Raw genomic sequence first — 23716 nt, 5'->3', positions numbered from 1 at the left:
CATGGACGAAGCGCGAACTTGGCTTACGCTAGCGGAGGTGCTCGTGACTGTGGGCTGGACCAGGCGGCCAGCCGGCGTGGGGAATGGAAGTAAAGCGCAGGAAAACCTTCCTGCACTTCAAGGGGATGAATGAGTGGCGCCGCCGTTGGTTCGGGCACCGAATGGTTGGCGTGCACCAGGCAGAAAGCACAATGCTCGCCTTGCATGGCGCTGGACGGATCCTTGGCGGAACCGTCATCGCTGATCTTGACCAGCTTCACGCCATCCTGCGTACACAGTTCGGCCCAGCCGCCGCCCGCGCCGGCATGGGTAATTGCCGGCGCCAGCGCAGCAAACAGCATCACCAGGCAAGCAAGCCAGGCGGCGAAGCGGTGGGCTGGGGAGGCGCGATCCATAGGGGCGCGATTCTAGCACAGGGCCGGATACGCTTACTCCACCCAGCTAAAGCCATCGCGCGCCAAAAGCGCAAACGACTCCGGCGGCCCCCAGGTGCCGGCCGCATAGGAACTGGGCTTCTCGCCCAGTTGCTCCCAACCGTTGATGATCGGCTCCGCCCACTCCCACGCCGCCTCCAGTTCATCGCGGCGCATGAAGTGCGTCAAGCGGCCGCGCACGACGTCGATCAGCAAGCGCTCATACGCCTCGGCCCGGCGCTGCGGGAAAGCCGACTGCAGATCGAGATTCAGCGCCACCTGCTGCATCTGCATGCCGCTGCCAGGCTGCTTCGCCATCAGCTGCAGCTTGATCGCCTCCTCGGGCTGCAACTCGATCACCAGGCGGTTAGCCACGCCCGCGGGATTTTCAGGGAACAGCGGGAATGGCGGATTTGCGAACTCGATCACGATCTTGGACGAACGGCGCTGCATGCTCTTGCCGGTGCGCAGGTAGAACGGCACCTTGGACCAGCGCCAGGTATCAACATAGGCGCGCAAGGCCACGAAGGTCTCCGTGCTGCTATCGGCAGGCACATTACGTTCCTCCAGGTAGCCCGGCACCTCCTGGTTGCCGCGCACCCCGCGCACATACTGGCCGCGCACCGTATCGCGCGCAATGGTGGCCAGGTTCATGCGGCGCAGCGAACGCAGCACCTTCAGCTTCTCATCGCGCACCGCATCCGGCGCCAGCGAAGCCGGCGGCTCCATCGCCACAATGCACAGCAGCTGCAGCAGATGGTTCTGCACCATATCGCGCATGGCGCCGGTGCTGTCGTAGAAGCCCGCGCGGCTGCCCACGCCCACCTCCTCCGCCACCGTGATTTGCACGCTGGTGATATTCGGCGCGCGCCACAGCGGCTCCAGGATGGAATTCCCGAAGCGCAGCACCATCAGGTTCTGCACCGTCTCCTTGCCCAGGTAATGGTCGATACGGTAAATCTGCGACTCCGCGAAATGCTTGCCGACCGCCTCATTGATCTCCACCGCCGACGCCAGGTCGCGCCCCAGCGGCTTCTCCAGCACCACGCGCGCGTTGCGGTCCACCAGACCCGCCTCGGCCAGCTTGTCGCAGATGGTGGTAAAGAGCGACGGTGCCGTCGCCAGGTAGAACACCCGCTCCGCACCCGGGCGCGAAGCCTTGGCCAAGGCCGCCATGCCGTCCTGCTGCACATCGATGCGCACGAATTCCAGCAATTGCAGGAAGCTTTGCCAAGCCTCGTTGGTGAAATTCGCCGCCGCGATAAAGGCGCGCGAATGCTCCTCCACGAAGGCCAGGTAAGCGCCGCGGTCGAACTCCTGGCGGCCGGTGGAAATGATGCGCGTGGCCGGCGGCAGGTTGCCATGCAGGTGCGCCATATACAGCGCAGGCAGCAACTTGCGCATGGCCAGGTCGCCGACCCCGCCGAAGATGATCATATCGAGGGGCAGGCTATTTTCGGCTTGGGGCGTAGAGGTCATGTCGGGCGTGGGGTCGAAATTGCAAATAGGAACTCTTATCATACTCAAAGTTGCCGCCGCCTGCTGGCATGCGCACAGGAACTATGTCAACATAAAGGCAACCCTACCGGCGGACGCCAACCAGAACACCAACCATGCAAGCCAGAGACACCATACCCCTCGCGCCGCTCGAGCCTGCGCCTTGCACCGGCTGCCGCAGCGGCGAGACCGGCGAGATCGCCTTCGAGTTTGCCTTCCAGCCCATTGTCGACATCCGGCGGCGCACCATTTACGCGCACGAGTCGCTGGTGCGCGGCCCGGAAGGGCAAAGCGCCGCCAGCGTTCTGGCCCAGGTCAACGACAGCAACCGCTACCAGTTCGACCAGGCATGCCGCATCAAGGCCGTATCCACAGCCGCCCGCTTTGGCATGCAGGAAAAGCTGTCCATCAATTTCCTGCCCAATGCCGTGTATCGGCCGGAGCTGTGCATACGCACCACGTTCGAAACCGCCGAACAATGCAAGTTTCCACTGGAACGGATCATCTTCGAAGTCACCGAAGGCGAGCGGGTGCAGGACCGGGCTCACCTGGTCAGTATCTTCCACGCCTACCGCCGGTTCGGTTTCCTCACCGCGATCGATGACTTTGGCGCAGGCTACGCAGGTTTGAACCTGCTGGCCGAATACCAGCCGCACCTGGTCAAGATCGACATGGACCTGGTGCGCAATATCGATAGCCACCGGCCGCGACAGGTGATCGTGGCCAGCATCGCCACCATGTGCCGCGATCTTGGCATCGAGATTCTGGCAGAGGGTGTGGAAACGCGCGCCGAATGCGAATTCCTGGCGCAGGCCGGCATCCCCCTGATGCAGGGCTACTGGTTCAGCAAGCCAGTATTCCAAGGCCTGGCAAGTATCGACCCCGCCGCCTGGCCCTGAACCGGTGCCAGGTCTGTCATTCGGACACGACCGCATTACCTTTGCGTCTGATCAAAGCCCTTGCTGATATTTAGGACTTCGTCACATTCCTTGTGGCTGCGCAATGGCGCACGCCGGGTTTCGCACTATCTTCGAAGTCATGAACCGGCCGCTTCGACTCGAGTTGGAGAACTCGCTGTACCACATCACCTCCCGAGGAGATCGGCGTGGCAAGATCTTTCTTTCCGACAGCGATAGGCTGGCCTGGCTTTCTATCCTAAAAGAAACCTGCGAACGCTTTGGCTTCGTCGTTTTATCGTATTGCCAGATGGGCAATCACTTCCACATCTTGCTCAAGGCTCCCCATGGCGGGTTGGCGCGCGGCATGTGCCACCTCAACGGTAAGTATTCGCGCTATTTCAATCGCGCACATGGGCTGGTCGGCCACGTTTTCCAGGGGCGCTATAAGGCGATCCTGTGCCAAAGCGAGCTATACCTATTGGAGCTCACGCGCTACATTGAGTTGAATCCGGTGCGCGCAAAGCTGGTTGCCGATCCAAGTGAGTGGGCGTGGAGCAGCTATGGCGCGAAGATGGGCATTGTCGATTCACCAGGGTGGCTTCGGTCGGGCGAGGTGCTGGAGAAATTCGGTGGCGACCTGGTCGTGGCAAGGCGGGAGTACAAAGACTTCGTCCTGGCGGGCATCGACGGCACGAGCCCCCTAGCCAAAGTAAGTGGCGAGCTAATTCTCGGCGATCCGGAGTTCACGGCGCGCATCGTTGGCCGCGCGCTTCCAGAAAACCCTTTCGAAATCAAGCGCGTGCAGCGGCGCGCGGTGGTGCGCCCACTGGCCGAATACTTCAGCGAATACAGCAATCCGAAAGAGGCGATGGCCCGCGCCTATATGTCGCTCGGGTACTCGATGCCGGAAATTGCAAGGCATGCCCGCGTCTCCGTCAAAACCGTGAGCCGTGCGATCGCCGCCTTCACAATTACGAGCGAAGCACCTTGAGAAATATCAAAGGTGCGCACCGGCTGTCCGAATGACAGACCTGGCACCGGTTTTGGCACCGTGGAAAAAGAAAAAGCCCCGATTTGCGTCGGGGCTTTTTCAGTGTTCTGGCGGAGAGGGTGGGATTCGAACCCACGGTAGGGGGACACCCTACGCCTGATTTCGAGTCAGGTACATTCGACCACTCTGCCACCTCTCCAGGTACTGCATTTAACGGTGGTCGCCGTTGAGAGCCAAGATTATAGCAGCCCTTCGAAAAAATGGAAGGGCTATTTTTAACTTTATGCGGAAAGCTTGGTCAGGCCGCCCATGTATGGCTGCAGCACGGCTGGAATGTCCACTGAGCCGTCGGCTTGCTGGTAGTTTTCCAGGACGGCGACCAAGGTACGGCCGACCGCGAGGCCGGAGCCGTTCAGGGTGTGCAGCAGCTCCGGCTTGCCGGCGGCGTTGCGGAAGCGCGCTTGCATGCGGCGGGCCTGGAAGGCTTCGCAGTTCGACAGCGACGAAATCTCGCGGTAGGTGTTCTGCGCTGGCAGCCAGACTTCCAGGTCGTAGGTCTTGGCGGCGCCAAAGCCCATGTCGCCGGTGCACAGCTGCATCACGCGGTATGGCAGGCCGAGGGACTGCAGGATGAACTCAGCGTGGCCGACCATCTCTTCCAGCGCTTCGTACGATTTCTCCGGATGCACCACTTGCACCAGCTCCACTTTGTCGAATTGGTGCTGGCGGATCATGCCTTTGGTGTCGCGGCCGGCGGAACCGGCTTCGGAGCGGAAGCATGGGGTGTGGGCGGTGACTTTGATCGGCAGCGTTTCCACGGCGACGATCTCGTCGCGCACCATATTGGTCAGCGAGACTTCGGAGGTCGGGATCAGGTAGAAGGTCTGGCCTTCGCCTTCGGCGCCGCCCTTCTTCACCGAGAACAGGTCGGCTTCGAATTTCGGCAGCTGGCCGGTGCCCATCAGCGATTCGGCGTTGACCATGTACGGGGTGTAGCACTCGGTGTAGCCGTGCTTGTCGGTGTGGGTGTCCAGCATGAATTGCGCCAGGGCGCGGTGCAGCCGTGCGATGCCGCCCTTCATGACGCTGAAGCGGGAACCGGTGAGTTTGGTGGCGGTTTCGAAGTCGAGGCCGAGCGCGACGCCGACGTCGGCGTGGTCTTTGACTTCAAAGTCGAAGCTGCGCGGGGTGCCGACGGTGCGGACTTCCACGTTGCCGGTTTCGTCGCTGCCGGCTGGCACGGAGTCGTGCGGCAGGTTCGGCACAGCTTGCAGGAAGGTGCCCATCTTTTCCTGCACCACAGCCAGTGCGGCTTCGTTATTTTTCAGCTCATCGCCGAGACCGGCCACTTCGGCCATCACGGCGGAGGTATCTTCCCCTTTGCCTTTCAACATACCGATCTGCTTGGACAGCGAGTTGCGCTTGCTTTGCAGTTCTTCGGTACGCATCTGGATGGCTTTACGCTCGCCTTCCAGGGCATTGAAGCCAGCCACGTCCAGCTGGAACTTGCGGGTCGCCAGTTTGGCGGCGACAGTATCAATGTCTTTACGGAGAAGTTGGATGTCAATCATGTTTTGGGTGCCGCTACGATCGGATTATCGAAAGGGGCAATTGTACCAAGTTGACAGCACAACGACTGAGTTTTAAGCCCTCCGGCGTTGTGCTCTCAGATCAGGGCGGCTTTTTCCGCGGCGGTCAGGCGCTTGGCGGCCACCACCACGGTTGGGATGTTGGCGTCGGCTTTGGCGACCACCGGGTCAGCGGCCACGTACAGCACTGGCGTGGTGGCGGTGGCGTAGCTGGTGACGATGCCCAGGGCGGCGGCGACAACGAAAACGGCTTCAAAGTTTTTCAGGGCTTTCATGATGTTCTCCTTCAGGTCAGTGTTTAAGTACTTCCGTGCTTCCATGGTTACACTGTACCTAAAGCCTCCCTGCCCTGCCCTGGCCTTGCGACGAACTGCCAAAAATGCGGAATGAACGGCGTTTTAGGCGCCCTTCAACCATCCCAGCACGGCGCTGTTAAACGCTTCCGGCTGCTCGCGCATGACCCAGTGGCCGCTGCGGAAGGCGATCACCTGGCTGTCCGGCTTGGCCTGGACGGCTTGCTCGAAACTGCGGGTGTGGAAGGGGAATGGCTTGCGCTTGCCGTAGATGTAGAGCATGGGCCAGCGCAGCTTGAACGGCAGCGCGCCCATGGTGGGCTGGCTGGCGCGCAGCCAGGTAATGGCGTGCGGCAGTTGCAGGCGGGAGCAGGCTTCGCGCGCTTCGCGGCTGCTGCGCGTGGCGGCGTTCAGGCGGCGGTGGGCGAAGGCCAGCTTAAGTCGGGTTTTCCAGTCGAGCGAGGCGCGGTAGGTGACTTGGCTGGAGCCGCCGATGCCGACGCCGATCACACGGCTGACCAGCTCGGGGTAGCGCAGCGCGAACTGGTAGCCGAAAATACAACCCCAGTCGCTCAGCATGAGGATAACCGGGCGGCCGCCATTCACGGCCAGCACGGTGTCGGCGTACATCTGGGTGATTTCATCCAGGCGGTGGCTCGACTTGGCGCGCTGGCTGGGAAAACTGAACCGTACGCAGCGATAGGTGGGCGAAAACGCCGCCACCTGGGCGTCCCACAGGCTGCGGTCGTACGGCCAGCCGTGGATCATCATAATGACTTCTTCCCCTGCACCATCCACATGGATGGTTACCCCATCAACTGTCAGACGCTCTGCCATCCCGCCCTCCGATATTAAAATCTTAACAACATCGTAACGCAGGGAAATGCGCAAAGTAAAGGACTTACTTACGGGCTTTTCGATCCAGTTCGCGTAAATACAGCAGTTTTTCGGCAATCTTGCTTTCCAGGCCACGCGGCACCGGTTGGTACCAGCCTGGCTCTGCCATGCCGTCTGGCAAGTAGGTTTCCCCGGCGGCATAGGCGTCGGGTTCGTCGTGGGCGTAGCGGTATTCGTGGCCGTAGCCGAGCTCTTTCATGAGCTTGGTAGGGGCATTACGTAAGTGGACCGGCACTTCGCGCGACTTGTCACGGCGCACAAAGGCCATGGCGGCGTTGTAGGCGTTGTAGCCGGCGTTGCTCTTGGCGGCCACGGCCAGGTAGATCACGGCCTGGGCCAGGGCCAGCTCGCCTTCCGGGGAGCCCAGCCGTTCGTAAGTGGCGGCGGCGTCGTTGGCCATGGTCAGGGCGCGCGGGTCGGCCAGGCCGATATCTTCCCACGCCATGCGTACGATGCGGCGCGACAGGTAGCGCGGGTCGGCGCCGCCGTCGATCATGCGGCAGAACCAGTACAGGGCGCCGTCCGGGTTGGAGCCGCGCACGGATTTGTGCAGGGCCGAGATCTGGTCGTAGAAGTTGTCGCCACCCTTGTCGAAGCGGCGCGCGTTCAGCGTCAGCGCGTTCTGCACGAAGTCGCCGGTGACCTTGTCGGTGCGGGCGGTGGCGGCGGCGGTCTTGGTCTGTTCCAGCAGGTTCAGGAAGCGGCGCGCGTCGCCGTCGGCGTAACCGATCAAGGTGTCGATGGCCAGTTCGTCGAACTCCAGGTCGGGCATGGAGCGTTGGCGGGCGCGCGCCAGCAGCTGGCGCATTTCCTCTTCCGTCAGCGCTTTCAGCACGTAGACCTGGGCACGCGACAGCAGCGCCGAGTTCACTTCGAACGAAGGGTTCTCGGTGGTGGCGCCGATCAGGGTCACCAGGCCCGATTCCACATACGGCAGCAGCGCGTCCTGCTGCGCCTTGTTGAAGCGGTGGATCTCGTCGATGAAGAGGATGGTCTGCTTGCCGTTGGCGACGAACTGTTCCGCCTGTTCGATGGCGGCGCGGATATCCTTGACCCCGCCCAGCACGGCCGAAATGGCGATGAATTCACAGTCGAAGGCACGCGCGCTCAGGCGGGCCAGCGTGGTCTTGCCGACGCCCGGCGGCCCCCACAGGATCATGGAGTGCGGCTTGCCGGACTTGAATAGCAGGTTGAGCGGCTTGCCTTCGCCCAGCAGGTGGCTCTGGCCGATCACGTCCGCCACAGTGTGCGGGCGCAGCGCTTCGGCCAGGGGCGGGGTGGGCTCGGGGGCGAACAGGTCTTGCGTCATCATGATTCCTTAATTGTTGATGACGTCCGCACCCTTTGGCATGACAAATTTAAAGCTTGCTGCATTCAGCGCTGGATTTTTTTCAAACTTCTTGAACGACAGGATGGAAGTCTGGCCGAAACTGTCTTTCAGCTCCATCGCTTCCGGGGTGCCGTTCCTCAAACCGATCAGGATTTGCTCGAAGCTGGAATCCTTGGACTTGGGGGTGGCTTTCAGCCATTCCAGGCCGTCGCGGCTGCCCGCATCGGACAGGGTGAAGTTCTTTTCCAGGTCGTTGGAGCCGAACAGGATGGCGGCCGGCGAGGAGCCCAGGGCGTCGCCCAGCTTGCGCACCGTGACCTGGTTCAAGTCCTTGTCGTAGATGAAGAGCTGTTCGCCGTCGGCCTGCAGCACCTGTTCGAAAGGCTTGACATAGCTCCAGATGAATTTGCCGGGACGGGCGAAGGTGAAGCTGCCGGACGATTGCTTGTCCTTGCCGCCCTGCGCCACGACTTTTTGCGTGAACTCGCCCTTGGCGGCCTTGGTGCTGGCGACAAAGGTCTTGAACTGGTCCAGCGCTGCAGCGCTGGCGCTGCTTGCAAAGAGCAGGCCGGCGGCCAGGGCCGCCGCGAATTTGTTGTGTTTCATAGAATTCCTTATTCCGCCGAGGCGGTAGGCGCGATGATTTCGCGGTTGCCGTTCGATTGCATGGCCGATACCACGCCGCTGTTCTCCATCTGCTCCAGCAGGCGCGCGGCCCGGTTGTAGCCGATGCGCAGGTGGCGCTGCACCAGCGAGATCGAAGCTTTGCGGTGCTTCAGCACCACTTGCACGGCCTGGTCGTACATCGGGTCGGACTCGCCGCCGCCCTCGCCGCCACCGCCGGCCATGGCGCCGTCGCCGCCGCCCTCTTCCAGCGTGCCGCCTTCCAGGATGCCTTCGATGTAATTCGGTTCGCCCTGGGCTTTCAGGTGGCTCACCACGCGGTGCACTTCGTCGTCGGAGACAAAGGCCCCGTGCACACGCACCGGCAGGCCGGTTCCAGGCGGCATGTACAACATGTCACCCATACCCAGCAGGGCTTCCGCCCCCATCTGGTCAAGAATGGTGCGCGAGTCGATCTTGGACGATACCTGGAACGCGATACGGGTCGGGATATTCGCCTTGATCAGGCCAGTAATCACGTCCACAGATGGGCGCTGGGTCGCCAAAATCAAGTGCAGGCCGGCCGCGCGCGCCTTTTGGGCGATACGGGCGATCAGTTCTTCCACCTTCTTACCGACCACCATCATCAGGTCGGCCAGCTCGTCGATGATGATGACGATGGTTGGCAATTTTTCCAAAGGCTCCGGCGCGTCAGGGGTGATCGAGAACGGGTTCGGGATCTTCTCTTCGCGCTTGGCCGCTTCGGCGATCTTGGCGTTGTAGCCGGCCAGGTTACGCACGCCCAGCTTGGACATCAGCTTGTAGCGGCGCTCCATTTCGTTCACCGCCCAGTTCAGGGCATGGCCGGCCTGGCGCATGTCGGTCACCACCGGCGCCAGCAGGTGCGGAATGCCTTCGTAGACCGACATCTCCAGCATTTTCGGGTCGATCAGGATCATGCGCACATCATGCGGGTCGGCTTTGTACAGCAGCGACAGGATGGTGGCGTTAATACCGACCGACTTACCGGAGCCGGTGGTGCCCGCCACCAGCAAGTGCGGCATCTTGGCCAGGTCGGCCACCACCGGCTTGCCGGCGATGTCCTTACCCAGCGCCACGGTCAGTGGCGACGCATTGTCGTTATAGATCTTGGAGCCGAGAATCTCGGTCAGGCGCACGATCTGGCGCTTAGGATTCGGCAGCTCCAGCGCCATATAGTTCTTGCCAGGGATGGTCTCGACCACGCGGATGGAGGTCAGCGACAGCGAACGCGCCAGGTCGCGCGCCAGGTTGACGATCTGGCTGCCCTTGACGCCGGTGGCAGGCTCGATCTCGTAGCGGGTCACGACGGGACCCGGATAGGCGGCGACCACCTTGGCTTCCACGCCAAAGTCGGACAGCTTTTTCTCGATCAGGCGGCTGGTGAATTCCAGCGTTTCCACCGCCACGGTTTCCTGCTGCGGCGGCGCGTCGTCCAGCAGCGACAGCGGCGGCAGGTCGGTATTTTCGATTTCCTGGAACAGGGCACCCTGCTTTTCCTTGATGGCGCGCTCGGACTGCACCACCTGGGTCATCTGCGGCTCGATCTTGACGATAGGCGGCGGCGGGGCCTCCGGCGGCAGGTCGGCCGGCTTCGGATGCTTCTCTTCGTGCTTGACGCGTTCCTTGACGACCTTTTCCTCGCGCTGCACCACGGCGACGTCGCCCTGGCGGCGGTCTTCGCGCATCTCCATGCGGGCGCGGAACCAGTCGATACCCAGCTCGATGCCCTCGCCGATCTTTTCGGCCACCGACATCCAGGACACGTGGAAGAACAGGCTGAAACCCGTGCCGAACAGGAGCAGCAGCACCAGGGTGGCGCCGGTAAAGCCCAGGCCCACATGGGCGCCATGGCCGATCAACTCGCCCAGCACGCCGCCCGGCGCGCGCGGCAGCTGCACCTTGAGGGTGTACATGCGCAGGAATTCCAAGCCCATGGAGCCGACCAGCATCAGGCCAAAGCCGATCACGCGGATGATGCCGACCTGGTGGTGCTCAGGATCTTCTTCCTTCTCCAGCACGAACTTGCGGGTCAGGCGGCGGTAGCCCTGCCAGACCACGCGCAGCATATAAACGCACCACCACCAGGCGGAGAAACCGAAGATGAACAGCATCAAATCCGACAGCCAGGCGCCGCCGCGGCCGCCCAGGTTGTAGACCTGCGCCACCACATTGTTATGCGACCAGCCCGGGTCATGCCGGTTATAACTGGCTAAAATCAGGATGAAGTACAGGCAAACGACAAACAGCGCGAAAAATCGCGCTTCGGACAGCAGGCGCACCAGCCGGTTCGGCAAAGGCTGGCGTTCGGTAACATTGCGAGTGTAACCAGAAGTTGTCTCTTGACTCTTCTTACTCATTCGACGGGTTGCTTGGATGCAAAAATTCCATATTGCGCTTATTCTAAGCTATTAGTTGGGCCAAAGGGTGTTCGCTTATAATCTCGGTTTGCCCGGCGGCGCCGACTTGTAGCATCCGCGCCCCACCCCATATACGAGACATACTAACCAAGTAAAGAATCCGCCATGACTACTACCAAACACGCCAAAGTCCTGATTCTTGGCTCCGGTCCTGCAGGCTACAGCGCAGCGATCTACGCCGCGCGCGCCAACCTGAACCCGATGCTGGTGACCGGCGTCGAACAAGGCGGCCAGCTGATGACCACCACCGACGTGGAAAACTGGCCGGCCGACCCGATGGGCGTCCAGGGTCCGGACCTGATGCAGCGCTTCTTGCAGCACGCAGAGCGCTTCAAGACCGAGATCGTGTTTGACCACATCCACACCACGCACCTGAACGAAAAACCGATCCGCCTGATCGGCGACAGCAATGTCTACACCTGCGACACCCTGATCATTTCCACCGGCGCCTCGGCCCAGTACCTGGGGCTGCCGTCCGAGCAGGAGTTCATGGGCCGCGGCGTGTCCGCTTGCGCCACCTGCGACGGCTTCTTCTACCGTGGCCAGGAAGTGGCCGTGGTTGGCGGCGGCAACACCGCTGTTGAAGAAGCGCTGTACCTGTCCAACATCGCCACCAAGGTCACCCTGGTGCACCGCCGCGACAAGTTCCGCGCCGAGCCTATCCTGGTCGACCGCTTGATGGCCAAGGTCGCCGAAGGCAAGATCGTGCTGAAGCTGAACGCCAACCTGCATGAAGTCAAGGGCGAGCAGTCGGGCGTCACCGGCATCGAGATCAAGCACAATAGCGGCGAACTCGAACAGATCGCCGTGCACGGCCTGTTCATCGCCATCGGCCACAAGCCGAACACCGGCATCTTCGAAGGCCAGCTGGAGATGAAGGATGGCTACATCAAAACCCGCACCGGCACCGAAGGCATGGCGACCGCCACCTCCGTTCCGGGCGTGTTCGCCGCCGGCGACGTGCAGGACCACATCTATCGCCAGGCCATCACCAGCGCCGGCACCGGCTGCATGGCCGCACTGGACGCGCAACGCTACCTGGAAGCGCAAGAGTGAAAAGCTTCGCCGACCTGAAAGGCCTGGGCAAACAGCTCAAGGAACAACACGAGCAGCGTGAGGTTGAGGAACGGGAGCGCGCCAAGCAGGCCAAGGCCGCTGCCGCCGCAGCCAATGTGTTCCAGTCCTCGATGGCCGGCGTGCAAAAGATGAAGCCGTCCGACCGCTACGTGCCGCCCGTGAAGGCGCCGGTCGTGGCCGGCCGCCCTGCTTTGGGCGGCAAGCGCGGGCCGCTGACGGCCGAAGAGCAGGCCGCGGACGACGCCCGGGTGCTACAGGAATCCATGCTGTCCGACCTGTTCGACGTCGACCATTACATGGAAGAGGACCCGGCGCTGAACTACAGCGCGCCCGGCATCGGCCCGGACGTGATGAAGAAGATGCGCAAGGGCCACTGGCCGGTGCAGGATGAGCTGGACCTGCACGGCAAGCGCCGCGACGAGGCGCGCCAGGCGGTGGACGACTTCCTGCTGAAGGCCGCACGCCGCAACTACCGCTGCGTATGCGTAATCTACGGCCGCGGCTTCGGCTCGCGCGGCGGCGAACCGGTGTTGAAGTCCATGGTCCACTCCTGGCTGGTGCAGACCGACGGCGTGATCGCCTTCTGCCAGGCGCGCGCCGAAGAAGGCGGCGAAGGCGCCATCATGGTGCTACTGCGCGCCGCCCTGGCTCCCCCTAGATAGGCGAATTAAGCCTTTTCGCCTTGCAATGCTGATTTAATACATCCCTCGAATCCGATTCTAACGAGTCGGATACTTACTAATACGCTACCGAGAATATGCGCAAGCTAATAATTGCTTCCGTCGCTTATCTGTCCTGCTGGGCTGTTATTTTACACCTACTCAACAAGTTTGGGATTAGTGGTGACTATGTTGCTAGCGGCACTACAGCCGTTGTTGGTTACCTCGCATACCTTGTCTTTGAACTCGGTCAAATAAGTCAATTAAGAAGCGCCGCAAAGATCCTTGTTTTAGACATTCGAAATGCTGAAGATGCGCATGGTGCAGTTCGTGGTGGTGCAAGTTTTGCTGCCTGGTCAAAAGTAGTTATTCCTGAAAATAACTGGCCAAAGTTAAAACAGAACTTTGTATCCGTTTTAAACAGTGATGAATTTAAGATTTTCGACCAGTTCTTCCATACTTGGTCCGAACTCGCCTCGGCAAAAAAAAGGTGGGAAGAGTTCCAATTTTCAGGTATTGCAGCTAAGGCCCAATATGTTCAACAGAAATTGATTGACTTGGAAAGCTTGGATTCAGCAGAACTTGAGAAACGACGGCGATCAATTATAGATCGCGTCAACGGGGAGAAGTTCTTGTTTGAACCTGACCTTGCATCTCACCAGCTGTCCCATTTTCTGACAACACTAACACCACTTACAGGGACAACCGGATTTGAGAAACTGCGAAAAGTTGCTGGAATTCGATAATGAAGACCTAGTCGGCTTGAGAAGGGTTGGGCCAGAAGGCCCCGCATCTATCGCTGCCTATGTGTGATTCACGCGCGCGGCTTCGGCTCGCGCGACGGCGAGCGGTGCTGAAGTGCTCCACTCGTGGCTGGAGCAGACCGACGGCGTGATCGTCTTCTAACAGCCCCGCGCCGGAAAGGGCGTCGAAATAGCCATATAGTCGTCGCCACCCCTTATGGCGCCAATATTTGCGTTAACAACTCAGCGCAAGGCGCAGATCTCTGCAGCAAAATTTGACATATGCATTCAGTAAGCGCTCCAAGATCCGCCAACGACGACTAGGATCGCCTACCCACTTCCCCAGTTTCAGGATCCATTTCTTCTAGTGCAGACGCCCGCAAGAAGCCGATATCTCGCATCCGGACAAGCAGTGTTGCCGCTTCTATGATCATTCGTTGCTGATTTTCGACCTGCCCGTTCAAATTTTTGTATGGATGGGATATCGCGTATTCCATCAACGCCCGTCCCCATGCCTCGCCTTTGCGCACATCCGTTAAACCTACTTGACTAAGCACTTTCCAAAGATCGTTGTTATTCTTAATATCAACAGTCATCTCATTTAGCTTTTTCGACACCGATTCAAGGAAGTCTTTGTCGACATTCAATTTCTCAGCATATTTTTGCGCAATGTCAAGCAGTTCGGAGTCACTAAAGTTTTCGCACTCAATATCCGGGGAAGATATGAAGAATCTACCAAAGAAGACTTTTTCCTTGGCGGCCTTTTTTACCATCCGTATATAATCGTCATTATCTCCATCAATCATGATCACACTAAAAACCCCTGCTGCATGATCGGCCTTTAAATTACTTAGAAACGCCAAGCTCTTTTTCTCAGCCACCCTTCCACGCAAGTTTACTAATTGAACGTGAGGAAAATCATCAACCGCATGAGCCAGCGCACCATACTCTGACTCACCTTCTACATAGCATCGAACTTTTACGCCGAAGTCTAATCCAAATATTTGAAGGTAATCCCGCAACTGGTCCTTTGGCGCATCGAACACTCGCTCAGTTCCATAAAGTAGCCTTCTTGCACCGTCCATCCATTGGCCTGGTCCGATTTCGTCTTCCTCCGACAACTCTCTTTCAAATACCAGCTCACCAACTCTGCGAATGCATTCCGCCATTGATAAAATGTGCATCGCAGCTCCCAACGAGCCTTTCAGCTTTGATCTCTCGCGCGCATTCATTAGCCTAAGTAAAACGTGAATCGAACGATTATCATCAAACCTGCCTGCAGTCCACGCTAGCTCTTGGCGAATTTTCTCGACTTCGTCAACGCCGACCTCGCGAAGTACATTATCAACCTTCGCATATATTAGTTTCCGTTCCACCTCGAACAACAACGGTGTCGTCACATCTGAAAAGACAATGGGATAGCAAAGCCTTTCAGTAACAATTGCAAGCTCTGCGAAACAGTTCCAATCGCTGAATCGGGACCGGAATTCTGGTTTTGATGTCCAACGCTTTATGTGTCCGATTTCCAATTCGAAGATCCGCCTAGTCCCCTCTTCATACTTAAGAAACTGTGTTTGACTTACGCTTAACGAAAAGACTCGCGCAACATGATGAAGAACATAAATCCTAAACGGATGGAATAGTGGGGTTATGCCATCGTATTTCTGTCGACTTTCACCATCCCCGCCATAGCCATTTTCCCTAACTGCGAGGCAACGCGTATCAACGAAAAAAAAATCATCGACATCATTGCAAACAAACTCGATGCCCATCTCATTTGATTTAGCCGAGCCCTCGACTAAATCCGCCCTAAGCAGCCCTATCTCCCAGAGGAAAAGGACGTCATCATCTGAGAAACCAGATAAACCTAGTTGCCCAGCTAGTTGCGCTAAGCCTTGTGCTGTAAGGAGGCGTCGCTGAGTATTCTTATCGATGCGTATGACCTCTTTACGCGCTTCGTTCAACAGGAACTCATTCATGCTGTATCCCATCTCGGTTGAGTTGCGACAATGTACGCCCAATGTTAATCTCTTGGCCATCACGACTGATTAATTTATGCAATGAAAATAGTCCCCGCCGTCTCCCTCATCACCATCATCGAGGTCGTGGCAATCCTGGTTGGGGCATTCTCCGGCTTTATCGAAGCGCGCCGTAAGCGGATGGACATCGTGGGCGTCTTCATCGTCGCCTTCATCACCGCCTTTGGCGGCGGCACCATCCGCGACATCCTGCTTGACCGCCGCCCGCTGTTCTGGGTGGCGCACCAGGAATACACCATCCTGCTGTTTGTAGTGGCGCTGGTGGCGGCCCCCTTCGTCAAGCAGATCCGCCATATCGTTTCCGAACGCCTGATCGTGATTGCCGACGCGGTCGGCCTGGGCCTGTTCGCCGTGGCCAGCGTGTCCACCGCGCTGGCGGCCGACATGCCGATCTTCGTGGCCGTGATGATGGGCGTGATCACCGGTATTTTCGGCGGCGTCCTGCGCGACATTATCTGCAACGAGGTGCCGATGGTGTTCCGCGACGGGAAGCCGTACGCGCTGTGCGCCTTCTTCGGCTGCTGGTTCTACATCGCCCTGCAGTACACCAGCGTGTCGGACGAAGTGGCCTTGTGGTCCAGCGCGGCCCTGATCACCATCCTGCGCCTGCTCGCCTGGCGCTTCGACCTGAAGATCGGACGACCCTGACGGCGCGGCCTGGCGCGGCTTGGCTTTTAGTTACCCTAAGCTGGACTAGTTATAATGGGGTAACTTTCAAGTCCGCCAGTAACCCGTGTTTGTCTTCGACCTTGCCACCGCCATCACCCTGATCGGGTTCCTCTCGATCATGGTCGCCTGCACCTTTCGCGGCGTGCATGATCGCGCGCTCGGCACCAGCGCGGGCGGGCAATGGGCCCTGTCGGCGCTATTCGGCGGGATGGCGGCGCTGGCCGCCGCATCGGCAAGGGAACTGCCCTACTTCGTCGAAACGGTGGTCGACAACACCCTGCTGGTCATTTCCCTCGCCTTCATTCATCGTGGCACCGCGATTTTTACCGGCACGCTGCGCCCGCTCTGGCACTACGCCGCCTTCATCGCCCTGGCCGGACTTGGCTTTGCCTGGCTCAGTTACGTGGCCCCCAACGTCGACCATCGCATCGCCCTGATCTGCGCCTGCCGCGCCTTCTGCTACCTCGATTGCATACGCATGCTGCGCCGCCCCGGCCTGCCGCAGGGCACGCGCTACCTGCTCGCCGTGCTGGCGCTCGGCGCGCTCTGGAGCCTGCTGCGGCTGGCCCACGTGCTGCTGGCGCCAAGCCAGATCAACACCTTCCTCGCGGGCGGCACCGAACTGGCCCTGCTGGTATCTGCCGGCGGCATCCTGCAGGTGCTGATCAACGCCACCCAGTTCCGCCTGGAGAGTGAACGCATCCGCGACGACCTTGCCCACCACGCGCAGCGCCTTGAGGCCCAGCGCGACGCCTTGCGCAATGAAGTCACCGAACGCACGGCGGAACTGACCCGCCTCGCCACCACCGACAGCCTGAGCGGCCTGGCCAACCGGCGCCATTTCATGGAGAGCGGCCAGCGCGAAATGGCGCGCGCCCGGCGCCACAATCGCCCGCTCGCGGTGCTGATGCTCGACATCGATCACTTCAAACGCATCAACGACAGTTTCGGCCACGCCGCCGGCGACAGGGTGATCGAGCAAGTCGCACAAGCCTGCCGCGCGCGCACCCGCAACATCGATCTGGCCGGACGCCTGGGCGGCGAGGAATTCGCGCTGCTGCTGCCGGAGACCGGCGCGGCCGCCGCCCAGGTGCTGGCGGAACGCATCCGCCATGCCGTCGCCACCCTGGATGCGGGCCGGCACGGCCTGCCCGCCCCCGTCAGCGTCAGCGTCGGCATCGCCGTGCTGGAAGCGGGCGACGCCTCGCTGGAAGCCCTGCTGGCGCGCGCCGACCAGGTGCTGTACCGCGCCAAGTCGCTGGGCCGCAACCAGGTCCAGATGGCAGAAGCGGCATGAGCAGCCTGCACGTCGGCACTTGCGCCCTCGCCCTCGGCCTGGCCAGCCTGGCCGTCGGTATCGCATTTTTCGGCTTGCGGGCCGAGCGCGGCGGCCGCACGGCTGGCTCCAACTGGAGCATGGCCGCTTGCTGCCAGGGCCTGGCCTGGATCCTGATCGGCCTGCGCGGCCAATTGCCCGATGTTGCATCCGTCATGGTCGGCAACCTCCTGATCGCCGCCAACAGCATCTTCCTCCTGCGCGGCGCGCAGCGCTATGCCGGCCGCAAACATACCCTGGGCCTGGCCGGCAGCCTGGGTGTGCTGCTGGTATCCGGCATCGGCTACGCCTGGTACAGCTATATCGACATCGGCCTGCACGGCCGCATCATCGTCACCTCCGCCGTGCGCGTGCCACTGCTACTGGCCGCCATCTGGTGGCTGTGGCAGCATGCGCCGCGCCATGGCCGCAACAGCCTGGTGCTGCTGTTCGCCATCGACGCGGCATGGCACGTGGTGCGCGGCGCCGCCAGCGCCGGCAATGCGATCCCGATCCACGACTTCCTCGATTCCGACGGCATCCAGGCCGCCACCTTCCTGCTGCGCGCCGCCTGCATCATCCTGATCATCGCGACCCAGTTCCGCATCGAGAGCGATGGCGCGCGCACCGCCCTGCAAACCTGGGCGCGCGAGCTGGAGGAAGAAAGCGCCAGCCTGGAAAAGACGGTCGAAGAACGCAACCGCGAATTGCTGGCACTGGCCACCACCGACTTCCTGAGCGGCATCGCCAACCGGCGCCAGTTCCTGCGCCAGGCAGAGTCGGAAATTGCGCGCGCGCGGCGCTATGGGCACCCGCTGTCCGTGCTCATGATCGACATCGACCACTTCAAGTCGATCAACGACCGCTTCGGCCACCTGGCCGGCGACCGCGCCATTGCCGCCATGGGCAAGCTGTGCGCCGGCATCGGCCGCAGCAGCGACTTCGCCGGCCGCCTGGGCGGGGAGGAGTTTGCAGTGTTATTGCCCGAATCCGGGCCGGGGGAGGCGCAGGTTTGCGCGGAACGGCTGCGCCAGGGCGCCCGGGCGCTGGCACTGTCGCATGAGGGCCAGCCCGTGGCGGTCACGGTCAGCATCGGCATCGCCAGCCTGCTGCCGGAAGACCTGGAGCCGGCCGCCCTGCTGGTGCGCGCCGACCTGGCCCTATACCAGGCCAAAGCCGCCGGACGCGATTGCGTACGCGGCGGCGCAGTGGCTTAAAAGGCGTTAAACCGCATCCGCCCCGGTTTCGCCGGTGCGGATGCGGATCACCTGCTCGACATTCTGCACAAAGATCTTGCCGTCGCCGATCTTGCCGGTGCGGGCAGCCTTGATGATCGCATCCACGGCGGTATCGACCACGCTGTCGTCGACCACCACTTCCACCTTCACCTTCGGCAGGAAATCGACCACGTATTCCGCACCGCGATACAGCTCGGTGTGGCCCTTCTGGCGGCCGAAGCCCTTTACCTCGGTCACGGTCAGGCCGGTGACATTGACTTCAGCCAGCGACTCGCGCACTTCGTCCAGCTTGAATGGCTTGATGATGGCGGTAATTTGCTTCATTGCGTTCTCCTTATAGTGATCAGGCGTCGGGCACAGTCTTCAGGTTTTCCAGCCAGGCCGCCGACTCAGAGTCGCTCGGTGCGCGCCAATCGCCGCGCGGCGACAGCGAACCGCCGGAGCCCACCTTCGGCGCGTTCGGCACGCATGTGCGCTTGAACTGCGACGTCTGGAAGAAACGCTTCAGGAAAATGCCCAGATTGTGTTTAATATCTTTCAGCGCGTACTGGTTGCGCGCCACATGCTCGTCATCCGGCCACGCGCCAACATCGCGATCCTGCCACGCGTGCAGTGCCAGGAAGGCCACCTTGGACGGCGCAAAGCCGAAGCGCAGCGTGTAATACAGGTTAAAGTCCTGCAGCTCATACGGTCCGATCACGTTCTGCGTGATCTGGGCCGGGGCCTCATCGTCCGCCTTGCCCGGCACCAGCTCAGGACTGATTTCCGTGTTGACCACCGCCAGCAGCACGCTCGAATTCACATCGCCGAACTGCTTGCTCTCCGCCACCCAGCGCACCAAGTGGGTGATCAGCGTTTTCGGCACGCTGGCATTCACGTTGTAGTGCGACATATGGTCGCCCACGCCGTAGGTGCACCAGCCCAGCGCCAGCTCGCTCAGGTCGCCGGTGCCGATCACAATGCCGTTGTGGTGGTTCGCCATGCGGAACAGATGGTTGGTGCGTTCGCCCGCCTGCACGTTTTCGAAGGTGATGTCGTATTCTTCCTTGCCCTCGCTGTAGGGGTGGCCGATATCCTTCAGCATCTGGATGCAGCTTGGGCGGATATCCACTTCCAGCGCCGTGCAGCCGACGAACTGCATCAGTGCGCGCGCCTGGTCCAGCGTGCGCGAGCTGGTTGCAAAGCCCGGCATGGTGGCGGCGATAATGTTCGCGCGCGGCAGGCCCAGGCGATCCATCGCCTTGGCGCAGACCAGCAGCGCATGGGTCGAATCCAGGCCGCCCGACACGCCGATCACCACCTTCTTGATGCCCGAGGTGGACAGGCGCTGCACCAGCGCGCTGACCTGGATGTTATAGACCTCCATGCAGCGCTTATCGCGCACCGCAGGGTTGGACGGCACATAGGGGAAGCGCGCCACCCTGCGTTCCAGCGGCAGCACGCGGTGTGTCGGCACCTCGACCGGGAAGCGCACGGTGCGGAACTGCTGCACTTCGTCCCGATGGCGGCGCGCGGACTGGCCGAAGGTGGTGGTGCGCATGCGTTCGCGCGACATGCGCTCCAGGTCCACGTCGGCAAAGATCAAGTGGGATTCATCGGCAAAGCGCTCGGACTCCGCCAGCATCTCGCCGTTTTCGTAAATAAGCGCCTGGCCGTCCCAGGCCAGGTCCGTGGTCGACTCGCCGCGCCCGGCGGAGGAATACAGATAGGCCGCGATACAACGCGCCGACTGCTGCCCCACCAGCTGGTGGCGGTAATCCGACTTGCCGACCAGGATATTCGACGCCGACAGGTTCACCAGCACCGTCGCCCCGGCCAGGGCTGCGAAGGACGACGGCGGGATCGGCACCCACACATCCTCGCACACCTCGATATGGAATTTAAACAGCGGCAGGTTTTCCAGCTCAAACAGCTGGTTCGCACCGAAAGGAACGCGCTGGCCGAGCAGCGTCATCTCCGTCGCAATCGCCTCATCCGCCGCGCTGAACTGGCGCGCCTCATAAAACTCGCCATAGTTCGGCAAGTAGGACTTAGGCACCACGCCCCGGATCGCACCGCCCGCCACCACGATCGCGCAATTGAACAGCTGATGATCCACACGCAGCGGCGCACCCACCACCATCGCCGCCGGGATGCGGGTCGACGCCTCCACGACTGCGGCCAGCCCTTGCAGAACGCTGTCCAACAAAGCCCGCTGATGGAACAGGTCATCACAGGTATACGCCGACAGCCCCAATTCCGGGAAAGCCACCAGCACCGCCCCGCGCGCCGCCGCCTGCTCCGCCAGCGCAATGGTCTGCGCCGCATTAAACAAAGGATCCGCCACCTTACAACGCGGCACACCCACCGCCACGCGTGCGAAATCATGGTGATACAAATTATGGAACGAATGCGACATAGCTGAGCCAAGCCAATAGAGATGCCGAAGATTTTAACATCGCGAAGAAATGTCCACTTTTCTTCCTGACCCCAAAGTGGACATTTCGCTAGAATGGCTGGATGGAATATCGTTCTAACGTCCTTTCTTCACTTTCCGAGGTCAGCCCCGCCGCGTGGGACCGGCTGGCGGGGGGCAATCCTTTCCTGTCTCACGCCTTCTTGCATGCGCTGCATGCGTCGGGCAGCGCAACGGCGGAAACGGGCTGGCAGCCGCAGTTCCTGGCCGTCCATCGCGGCGATGAGCTGGTGGCGGCCATGCCGCTTTACGTGAAGTCGCATTCTTACGGCGAGTACGTCTTCGATTGGGCCTGGGCCGACGCTTATCACCGCAACGGCATCGAGTACTACCCCAAGCTGCTGTCGGCCATCCCTTTTACGCCGGTGACCGGATCGCGCCTGATGGCGCGCGATGCGGCGGCGCGGGCGGCGTTGCTGGCCTTCCTGTGCGAACAGCAGCAGGTGGCGGGGATGTCGTCCACCCACGTGCTTTACCCGCCCGAACAGGAGGTGCTACTGCTGCAGGAGGCGGGCTTCATGCTGCGCGCCGGGGTACAGTTCCATTGGCTGAACCAGGGCTACCAGAACTTTGAGCAGTTCCTGCAAACGCTGGAACATAAGAAACGCAAGAACATCCGCGCCGAACGGCGCAAGGTACAAGAGGCGGGCATCACGCTGCGCCAGCTGCGCGGCGCCGAGGCCAGCGAGGCCGACTGGCGCTTCTTCCATCGCTGCTACTGCAACACCTACGCCGAGCACCGTTCCTCGCCCTACCTGAACCTGGACTTCTGGCTGCGCCTTGCGCGCACCATGCCGCACCACCTGCTGCTGGTGCAAGCCGAGCGCGACGGCCTGCCGGTGGCGTCGTCGCTGGTCATCCACACCGCTGATACGCTTTACGGACGCTATTGGGGCGCCATGGAGCACATCCCTTGCCTGCATTTCGAGACCGCGTACTACCAGCCGATCGAATTCTGCATCGCCAACGGCATCCGGACTTTCGAAGGCGGCGCGCAGGGTGAGCACAAGATGGCGCGCGGCTTCCTGCCGCAAAAGACCTGGTCCGCGCACTGGCTGGCGCATCCGGCATTCAGCGATGCGGTCGAGCGTTTCCTGGAGCGCGAAACCGGCGGCATCGACGATTACCTCAGTGAGCTGAACGAGCGCACGCCCTTCCGCCGCGGCCAAGGGGAATCCTAGGCGTCCTTTTCCACAAAGCGCTTGAGGCGTTGCAGCGCCTGTTCCCACTGGCGGCCGATGGCTTCCAGCGATGCGCGCGCTTCCTCGATGCGGTCCGGCTCCAGCTGCCACAGGCGTTCGCGCCCGACGCGGATATCGCGCACCAGACCGGCCTCGGCCAGCACGCCAAGGTGCTTGGTCACACCCTGGCGGCTGATCTCGGTGCTTTGCGTGAGGTGGGTGATCGAATGCGCGCCGCCCGCGCACAGCTGGGCCACCAGCTTGAGCCGGGTCGGGTCGCCCAGCGCGGCGAACACCGGCGCCAGCTTTTCTTCACTTGCTCGCATGGCGCTTGATGTTCTCCAACTGTGCTTCCCATCCCTGCGAATGCATCTGGAAGGCCTTCGCGCGACGCTGCGCAGGCAGTTTGTCAAAGCCGCTCTCCACCACTGTCAGCAGGGTGGCGTTGCCCGGGGCCTCGCGCAGCGTGAAGGTGACCAGGGTCGGCTCGTCGTTCACCAGGTCGGCCGCCGGGTCGATCGGGTACGGCACCCAGCGGTAGGACAGCAGTTGCGGCTCCTCCATCCGTTCAATCACGGCGTCGAAGGCATAGGCACTGTGCTCGGGGTGGGTGAAGTTGCCGCGCACGCGCTGGCCCGGCGTGAAGTGCTGGCCGGCCAGGTTGGCGCCGAACCATGCGCCAAACTCCTCGGCGCTCGACAAGGCACGCCACACGCGTGCGCGCGGCGCATTAATTACGATGCTGCGTTCGACGCGATCTGTATCGCTCATGCTGCTTCCCTTTCTTTGATATACGGGGTGCCCGTGCCGGTTTCCGCATATTGCCGCAAACTGGCGAGGAAGTGTTGCCAGCCCTGGAGGCAAATGCCATAGCATTCCAGCGATGGCAGCAGGCCGTGGTGCTCAAAATGCAGGTCGGTGCCACCCTTGCCGTCAGGCGTCAGCGTGAATACCGGCTCGGTGCCGAGCCACTCGGCGTGGTGCGCGATCCCGGTCACGTCGATATGCGCCCGCGTACAGTGCCAGCGTACTTCACGCCCCGGTTGCAGGCTGGCTACGCGCATGTCCTTGAAGCAGCTGCCAAAACGGAAGTGGATCGTCTGGCCGACGCCGGCCGCGCCGTCGCATTCCTGGGTCCACCAGCCGCGCAGGCCGTCGATCGTGGTAAGGGCGGCGTACACCGATTCGGGCTTTGTTGCGATGTTGAGGTCCTGCTGAAAATGTTCCATTTCGCATCTCCCACAATGAGCAACCAAATGGTTGCATCACCATCTTAGGACGCGGCCCGGATAAATGCAACCAAAAGGTTGCGCTGGCAGGCAAATAAAAAGCGCGCAGCCTTGCGGGCTTGCGCGCTCTTTGCTTAAAC

At 61.2% G+C, this 23716-nt stretch carries 23 protein-coding genes and 1 tRNA gene; 9 read left to right on the top strand and 15 right to left on the bottom strand.

All coding sequences use genetic code 11. The annotated features are described in order from the left end of the window. Positions 1–23 precede the first annotated feature (23 nt). Together GTP41_RS08465 and zwf are read right to left on the bottom strand one after the other, a co-directional pair. Entirely contained in the window at positions 24–395 is a 372-nt protein-coding gene (locus tag GTP41_RS08465; RefSeq protein WP_161025138.1) for a DUF2946 domain-containing protein, read from the bottom strand. A gap of 33 nt (positions 396–428) precedes the next feature. Then, positions 429–1892: a glucose-6-phosphate dehydrogenase gene (zwf, locus tag GTP41_RS08460; protein WP_161025137.1), complete on the bottom strand. Its 1464-nt coding sequence runs from the start codon at positions 1890–1892 to the stop codon at positions 429–431. A 134-nt stretch (positions 1893–2026) separates the two neighbouring features. Between zwf and GTP41_RS08455 the strand changes: the two genes are divergently transcribed. Together GTP41_RS08455 and GTP41_RS08450 are read left to right on the top strand one after the other, a co-directional pair. Then, positions 2027–2809 carry an EAL domain-containing protein gene (locus GTP41_RS08455; protein WP_161025136.1) on the top strand — a complete coding sequence of 261 codons (783 nt, stop codon included), beginning with the start codon at positions 2027–2029 and terminating at the stop codon, positions 2807–2809. A 103-nt stretch (positions 2810–2912) separates the two neighbouring features. Continuing rightward, positions 2913–3800: a transposase gene (locus GTP41_RS08450; RefSeq protein WP_229502787.1), complete on the top strand. Its 888-nt coding sequence runs from the start codon at positions 2913–2915 to the stop codon at positions 3798–3800. A 108-nt stretch (positions 3801–3908) separates the two neighbouring features. On the opposite strand, the gene GTP41_RS08445 is transcribed toward GTP41_RS08450, so the two are convergent. From GTP41_RS08445 to GTP41_RS08415, 7 genes are all read right to left on the bottom strand, one after another. After that, positions 3909–3999 (bottom strand) — tRNA-Ser (locus tag GTP41_RS08445). An 82-nt stretch (positions 4000–4081) separates the two neighbouring features. Next, positions 4082–5371 carry a serine--tRNA ligase gene (gene serS / locus GTP41_RS08440; RefSeq protein ID WP_161025135.1) on the bottom strand — a complete coding sequence of 430 codons (1290 nt, stop codon included), beginning with the start codon at positions 5369–5371 and terminating at the stop codon, positions 4082–4084. 95 nt (positions 5372–5466) lie between these two features. After that, a complete protein-coding gene (locus GTP41_RS08435; RefSeq protein ID WP_161025134.1) occupies positions 5467–5664 on the bottom strand; it encodes a hypothetical protein in 198 nt (65 codons plus the stop codon). Between the two features lie 123 nt (positions 5665–5787). After that, positions 5788–6453, bottom strand: coding sequence for an alpha/beta fold hydrolase (locus tag GTP41_RS08430; protein WP_161025133.1), 666 nt, complete (start codon positions 6451–6453; stop codon positions 5788–5790). A gap of 130 nt (positions 6454–6583) precedes the next feature. After that, complete coding sequence (locus GTP41_RS08425; protein WP_202419666.1) at positions 6584–7891, bottom strand: replication-associated recombination protein A; 1308 nt, start codon at positions 7889–7891, stop codon at positions 6584–6586. A 6-nt stretch (positions 7892–7897) separates the two neighbouring features. Beyond that, positions 7898–8515, bottom strand: a complete 618-nt coding sequence (lolA, locus tag GTP41_RS08420) for an outer membrane lipoprotein chaperone LolA (protein WP_161025132.1) — start codon at positions 8513–8515, stop codon at positions 7898–7900. An 8-nt stretch (positions 8516–8523) separates the two neighbouring features. Continuing rightward, positions 8524–10911, bottom strand: coding sequence for a DNA translocase FtsK (locus GTP41_RS08415; protein ID WP_161025131.1), 2388 nt, complete (start codon positions 10909–10911; stop codon positions 8524–8526). 165 nt (positions 10912–11076) lie between these two features. Here GTP41_RS08415 and trxB point away from each other — a divergent pair, with 165 nt between their 5' ends. The 3 genes from trxB to GTP41_RS08400 all read left to right on the top strand — a co-directional run bounded on the left by trxB (position 11077) and on the right by GTP41_RS08400 (position 13453). Next, on the top strand, positions 11077–12027 hold the full coding sequence (gene trxB, locus GTP41_RS08410; protein ID WP_161025130.1) for a thioredoxin-disulfide reductase: 951 nt from the start codon (positions 11077–11079) through the stop codon (positions 12025–12027). Then, positions 12024–12710, top strand: coding sequence for a Smr/MutS family protein (locus GTP41_RS08405; protein WP_161025129.1), 687 nt, complete (start codon positions 12024–12026; stop codon positions 12708–12710). Before trxB ends, GTP41_RS08405 begins: the two co-directional genes overlap by 4 nt. A 95-nt stretch (positions 12711–12805) precedes the next feature. Further along, entirely contained in the window at positions 12806–13453 is a 648-nt protein-coding gene (locus tag GTP41_RS08400) for a hypothetical protein (protein WP_161025128.1), read from the top strand. Between the two features lie 317 nt (positions 13454–13770). On the opposite strand, the gene GTP41_RS08395 is transcribed toward GTP41_RS08400, so the two are convergent. Further along, the gene (locus GTP41_RS08395; protein WP_161025127.1) at positions 13771–15429 is read right to left on the bottom strand and encodes a hypothetical protein; all 1659 of its coding nucleotides are present in this window, start codon (positions 15427–15429) and stop codon (positions 13771–13773) included. 81 nt (positions 15430–15510) lie between these two features. Between GTP41_RS08395 and GTP41_RS08390 the strand changes: the two genes are divergently transcribed. The 3 genes from GTP41_RS08390 to GTP41_RS08380 all read left to right on the top strand — a co-directional run bounded on the left by GTP41_RS08390 (position 15511) and on the right by GTP41_RS08380 (position 18690). After that, positions 15511–16137: a trimeric intracellular cation channel family protein gene (locus GTP41_RS08390; RefSeq protein ID WP_161025126.1), complete on the top strand. Its 627-nt coding sequence runs from the start codon at positions 15511–15513 to the stop codon at positions 16135–16137. Between the two features lie 85 nt (positions 16138–16222). After that, on the top strand, positions 16223–17455 hold the full coding sequence (locus tag GTP41_RS27630; protein WP_161025125.1) for a GGDEF domain-containing protein: 1233 nt from the start codon (positions 16223–16225) through the stop codon (positions 17453–17455). Beyond that, entirely contained in the window at positions 17452–18690 is a 1239-nt protein-coding gene (locus tag GTP41_RS08380) for a GGDEF domain-containing protein (RefSeq protein ID WP_161025124.1), read from the top strand. The genes GTP41_RS27630 and GTP41_RS08380 overlap by 4 nt, the downstream gene beginning before the upstream one ends. Positions 18691–18696: 6 nt before the next feature. On the opposite strand, the gene GTP41_RS08375 is transcribed toward GTP41_RS08380, so the two are convergent. Together GTP41_RS08375 and GTP41_RS08370 are read right to left on the bottom strand one after the other, a co-directional pair. Continuing rightward, on the bottom strand, positions 18697–19035 hold the full coding sequence (locus GTP41_RS08375; protein WP_161025123.1) for a P-II family nitrogen regulator: 339 nt from the start codon (positions 19033–19035) through the stop codon (positions 18697–18699). Between the two features lie 19 nt (positions 19036–19054). After that, on the bottom strand, positions 19055–21109 hold the full coding sequence (locus tag GTP41_RS08370) for an NAD(+) synthase (RefSeq protein WP_161025122.1): 2055 nt from the start codon (positions 21107–21109) through the stop codon (positions 19055–19057). Positions 21110–21210: 101 nt separating this feature from the next. Between GTP41_RS08370 and GTP41_RS08365 the strand changes: the two genes are divergently transcribed. Beyond that, on the top strand, positions 21211–22347 hold the full coding sequence (locus tag GTP41_RS08365) for a GNAT family N-acetyltransferase (RefSeq protein ID WP_161025121.1): 1137 nt from the start codon (positions 21211–21213) through the stop codon (positions 22345–22347). On the opposite strand, the gene GTP41_RS08360 is transcribed toward GTP41_RS08365, so the two are convergent. From GTP41_RS08360 to GTP41_RS08350, 3 genes are read right to left on the bottom strand one after another with little or no spacing between them, the layout of a single operon-like run. Further along, a complete protein-coding gene (locus GTP41_RS08360) occupies positions 22344–22673 on the bottom strand; it encodes an ArsR/SmtB family transcription factor (protein ID WP_161025120.1) in 330 nt (109 codons plus the stop codon). The two genes, GTP41_RS08365 and GTP41_RS08360, sit on opposite strands and share 4 nt — an antisense overlap. After that, positions 22660–23118, bottom strand: a complete 459-nt coding sequence (locus GTP41_RS08355) for an SRPBCC family protein (RefSeq protein ID WP_161025119.1) — start codon at positions 23116–23118, stop codon at positions 22660–22662. Before GTP41_RS08355 ends, GTP41_RS08360 begins: the two co-directional genes overlap by 14 nt. Continuing rightward, positions 23115–23576 (bottom strand): SRPBCC family protein, encoded by a 462-nt coding sequence (locus GTP41_RS08350; protein ID WP_161025118.1) that lies wholly within the window; start codon positions 23574–23576, stop codon positions 23115–23117. Before GTP41_RS08350 ends, GTP41_RS08355 begins: the two co-directional genes overlap by 4 nt. Between the last annotated feature and the right edge of the window lie 140 nt (positions 23577–23716).

It is taken from the genome of Pseudoduganella guangdongensis, assembly GCF_009857475.1.
GTDB classification, from domain to species: domain Bacteria; phylum Pseudomonadota; class Gammaproteobacteria; order Burkholderiales; family Burkholderiaceae_D; genus Rugamonas; species Rugamonas guangdongensis.
Note: the sequence above shows the minus strand (reverse complement) of the source record. Positions and strands in the feature narration are given on the sequence as shown.